We start from the raw sequence: 4,889 nt of genomic DNA on the forward strand, positions 1-4,889 counted from the left end.
ATAAGTAGAAAAAAATAGCATAAAAAAAACTCAAAGAATCACAAAAGCGAATCTCTGAGTATGGCATTATAATGTCAAAATTTAATGAAGAAAAGAGTTGTTTTTTACCTCAGTTCTTTGTTGGCAACTGGCTTTTATTTTTCACAATGTTTTTTCAATGCTTCTAATACCATCTGATTATTATCTCCAAGTGAAACTGCTTTGTTTAAATCTTTACATATTTTCATCAATTCAGTTTCTGGTATTTTCGTTTCTTTAGTTGCCATTATTCGAATACCTTCTATTTTTTTAATAGTTCTACCGTTTCCAAGTTCATACTTTCTTAAAAGTGCAAAAGCTCGATTTGAATAAGCATTAGTAAAGTAAGGTTCAATCTCAAGAGTTTTGTTGAAATCTTTAATAGCTTCATCAAATTCAAAATTGTTCAATTTAGCTGTTGCTCTTGCAAAATATCCTTCTGTCCAATTTTTATTCAGTTCTAAACATTTGGTATATTTCTTTATTGCTGATTTAAAATTACCTTGTTTATAGTAAGATTGAGCTTGATTATATAATTTAAATATTTTATCGTTTGTTTTATCTTTTTGGTAAACTCCATTCTTATAAAAATTCCTCCCTTTTTTTTCACCAGTTGAATAATAAGAAATAGACTCTCCATCCATTTTTCCATTTTCATTAAAGGTAGTTCTTTGTTTTAATTGTCCATTAGGATGATACATTTCCCATATTCCAATTTCTTTTCCTTTTTTAAATATTCCTTTTTGGCTTAAAGTTCCATCTTTATAAAATTTTTTTTCAAGCCCATTATTAATTCCGTTATCATATTCAATTTCGTCAGATACATTTCCGTTTATATAATATCGTAGGCGTTTTCCTTTTAATTTTCCATTAAACAGAATTCCTTCTCCTTGTTTTCGTCCAGTTAGATAATAGTTAATAAACTTCCCTGAATATGTTGTCGAACTATTTTTTAAATACCAACTACCGTTTTTTTTATTCATTAGTTTGGTAGTTGGAATTGCTTTTATACTATCTGGTCTTTGCGAATATGCTTTAGTGAAAATATATATTATTCCATCTAAATCTTTGTAACCAAGAGAGTCAATTGATTTTTTGTTTTTCAAAACAACAACATTATCAATTTCGTTTTCTGTTAATGTTCCAAAGCCTTCTTTTGGTTCTTTGATAACAGGAATTGAATCAACAACGTAAAGTATCTTTTCATTTTGTCCAAAGCCAATTATTGAGGAGAAAGTTAATAGTAAAATCAGTATTTTATTTTTCATTTCTAATTTTTTTCGCTTGTTGCCAACGGTCTCGTATAAAAATAGTTGCGGGTTTACGTGCGAGGATTTTCCGCAGGAAAATCAGACGTAGTAAACTTGCAACGACCTTTGGTTAAGCCCAAAATCGAGCAATTATTTTTATACATTGTTACCTGCAGTTTTTATTCCTTCGTTTTTGTTAAAGTGACAATTAATGCTCCTAATGAAAGAGCTCCTATTATTGCCTCAATAGACACTAATAATTTAGCAAAACCAGTATTCGGATAAACATCACTAAAACCTAAAGTAACAAAAGTCACAACACTACTATATAAACTGTAAAGTATTTTTTCTGCCCAATTCAGAGTCAAGTGTATTTCTTTCGGTATTAGCTGATTAGAGATTAAAGAATAAATAATACAGAATAGTAGAATAGTTGAAAAGGTGAAAATGATAATCTTTTTAGGTTCTCTTCCATAGCCCCAAAAATATTTATCTATCAACCAACTTGCGTTATTCCAAAATCCTTTTGCTTGTTTTCTTTTAAAATCTAATTCTGAAATTTTGAATTTATTTGCCTCCTTATAATTCCCAATTTCTGTATGTGCCTTATAAAGATTACGATAAGTTCTGTCGAAATTTGGTGAATGCTTTAGATTCTTATACCAAACTCCAATATTTTCTGGCTCACTATTTTCGAAAATTGGTGTAAAATTCCCGCCCCAAATCCTTGTGTTCTTTATCAGCGAATCTTTTATTCTACCATTTGTTGTGGAATTAATGAATTTCCAATTACTTATTTCCGAGTTTGTAATATTCAAATTTCTAACACTTGAATTATCAAAAGTGAAGAAATGAGTATGAAGATGTTTACAAGTAATATTATCACAAACACAAAATATGAACTCAATAGACCTGTTGTTGCTTATTTTGTCGTTTAATTTCAGACCACTTATGTTAACAAATTCAATTTTTTTTTGTCTTAAAATTTGATTTAAGCCATTAATAGGTGGCTCTATTCTCCCCATTTTAATTAATCTTAAATCAAAGTTATAATAGACTTCTTCATTTTCATAAGCTTGATAATACTTATCAACTTTTATCTCATAGCGGTCAACTTTGTTTAACTCACACCATTCAAAATAACTTTGGAAATTACGAACATATTCATAAGTTACTTCATTTTCATTGTGTAGTGAATTCTTGTCGTAACTATACCACACTTGATGTTTTGTTTTTCCTTGATACGTGACTTTTACTAAATGAAAAATATGGTCTTTTTTAATTTCGGTGTATTTAAACCTTAAGAAGTTACTTATGTAACCATCCATTAATATTTCATCAGTCAATTCAAAGGTTTTCATCCATTCTTCGAATCTGGGCAATCTTCTTTTAAAGTTATCTAATATTCTAGGATAGTCGTGTTTTTTTCTCCACTCATCAAAAACGTATTGTGGTAATAGCCAAAAATCTAATGCAGATAACTCTTCTGTATCAATAATTTTTTCAAGCAATTCTTCTTCAGTTATACTTATGTTATCTTGGTAAATTTTATCTACTATACTCATTTTTTGAATTGAAGGTAAAGGTTGTTATTTGCTGTATTTTTTATTAAGATTATCTAATTCAGTCAGATATTTTTTTGTTGAATGCTTATTAATAATAAATTGAGACCATTCACTTAATAAAATTAATTTGTTAGTTTCTTTTATATTCTCAAAAATTGGTCTAGTGTCAATAATTTCAATTCCGTTTGGGATTTCAAATTCTGTAAACAATTCAGAGGGTTTCGCATATTCAGAATTCAGTTTTGTCAAATATTCTTTTTCTTTAGTTGTCGCTAAAGGATTTAAAATATATTCCCAACCTTCAAATTCCGCAATTACCTCATAAAGTTCCTCGTTTTTATATTGTCGAATAACCTTAATTCCTCCATCAGAATGAGGATTCCCTAAAATTAAACCACCAAATGTTCCGTCGACGATTCCATTCCCTTCTGCAATGGGTTTTAGGTCATTTAAAGTGAACATTATTTTTCCGTCTTTTTCTATTGGCATTACGTTCGGTTAAATTGCAGGTAACGGTTGTGTATATGATTTGTGGCGAAATGGAATTAACTTCAATTCCGAATTACAAATCTTTTTTTAAAGTTACTCAAATTTAAAAGCTGAGCAAAAACTCGCCATAAATTATATGCTTTGTTAGCGTTTTTACTGACGCAGCCGAGTGAGTCATCCGAGTAAGTTTTCCGCAATCCAATCGGTTTAGCGATTCCATTATATAATTCGCGATCTAATCTGCTTTAGATAATTGGATATACTTTTATGCAGCAACATTTTCGCGCGATATAAATTCAGCATTTTATTCCATCAAAATTCCGAACTGATTCCTCATAAAATACCTCCGAATTAAATCCGCAGGATTCGATTCGGAGGTATTAATGCTAACGGTTGTGTATATGATTTGTGGCGAAATGGAATTAACTTCAATTCCGAATTACAAATCTTTTTTTAAAGTTACTCAAATTTAAAAGCTGAGCAAAAACTCGCCATAAATTATATGCTTTGTTAGCGTTTTTACTGACGCAGCCGAGTGAGTCATCCGAGTAAGTTTTCCGCAATCCAATCGGTTTAGCGATTCCATTATTTAGTTCGCGATCTAATCTGCTTTAGATAATCGGATATACTTTTATACAGCAACATTTTCGCGCGATACAAATTCAGCATTTTATTCCATCAAAATTCCGAACTGATTCCTCATAAAATACCTCCGAATTAAATCCGCAGGATTCGATTCGGAGGTATTAATGCTAACGGTTTTGTGTATGAATAGTTGCGGTTTTGTGTGCGAGGATTTTCCGAAGGAAAATCAGACGTAACAAAAATGCAACGACCTTTGGTTAAGCACTAATTTAGCAATTTTTTATACACGTTGTTGTACAACGTTTTTTTAGTTCATTTTAAACGACTTGATTATATTTTCCAATTCGCATATTTCTTTCTTTCCGTATTTGTTTTTTGAGACTGCAAGATTAACAGTGTAGAACAAATCATTTTTAGGATGTTCAACAGTCACATATAATCCGACAATTGGTATCGTGTCGAATTTCTCTTCTACAAGATTCCAAATTGCTTTCTTTTCAAACACGTTTGTTATTCCAGATTCAATTACGTTATACTTGCTTTCAACATCCTTTTGTTGTTCCTCAAGAGTCATCCAAGGTTTTGCTTTTCTCATTTCCGTAATTCCGAAATATTTAAAAGCATTTTCTCCAAAAGTTCCAGCACTTATTCCATTATTAGCAACTTCAGGTTCCCAACTATTATTGGGCAAAACAATTGAATATCGGTTTTCCTTTCCGTTTACAGTTATTCCGTTTTTCAAATCAATTTTTTCACATTCACAGTCATTTAGAAATTCCGACTTTTCAGAGCAAGAAATCAGAAATATAAATCCGATAATTAATAATGTCGTTTTGTGTTTCATCAAATGTTGTACAACGGTTTTGTATATGAAAAGTAGTGCGAAAAAAACGCGATTGCCATTCGGTTGAGCACGAGCCTAATTTTTTAATTTTCTTGTTACCTTTTTTTTAATAAGCCAAATTAAAAAATTTGGCGACCT

The 4,889-nt window shown here is 30.4% G+C and carries 4 protein-coding genes; all 4 read right to left on the minus strand.

What is annotated here, in order from left to right; translation table 11 throughout:
• Positions 1-134: 134 nt before the first annotated feature.
• Positions 135-1,286 carry a tetratricopeptide repeat protein gene (locus GBH57_RS15865; protein WP_151675479.1) on the minus strand — a complete coding sequence of 384 codons (1,152 nt, stop codon included), beginning with the start codon at positions 1,284-1,286 and terminating at the stop codon, positions 135-137.
• A 161-nt stretch (positions 1,287-1,447) separates the two neighbouring features.
• Positions 1,448-2,833 carry a potassium channel family protein gene (locus GBH57_RS15870; protein WP_151675480.1) on the minus strand — a complete coding sequence of 462 codons (1,386 nt, stop codon included), beginning with the start codon at positions 2,831-2,833 and terminating at the stop codon, positions 1,448-1,450.
• A gap of 24 nt (positions 2,834-2,857) precedes the next feature.
• Complete coding sequence (locus tag GBH57_RS15875) at positions 2,858-3,322, minus strand: hypothetical protein (RefSeq protein ID WP_151675481.1); 465 nt, start codon at positions 3,320-3,322, stop codon at positions 2,858-2,860.
• An 892-nt stretch (positions 3,323-4,214) separates the two neighbouring features.
• Positions 4,215-4,751, minus strand: a complete 537-nt coding sequence (locus GBH57_RS15880; RefSeq protein WP_151675482.1) for a hypothetical protein — start codon at positions 4,749-4,751, stop codon at positions 4,215-4,217.
• Between the last annotated feature and the right edge of the window lie 138 nt (positions 4,752-4,889).

The sequence above is a fragment of the Patiriisocius marinus genome (assembly GCF_008974325.1).
Classification (GTDB): domain Bacteria; phylum Bacteroidota; class Bacteroidia; order Flavobacteriales; family Flavobacteriaceae; genus Patiriisocius; species Patiriisocius marinus.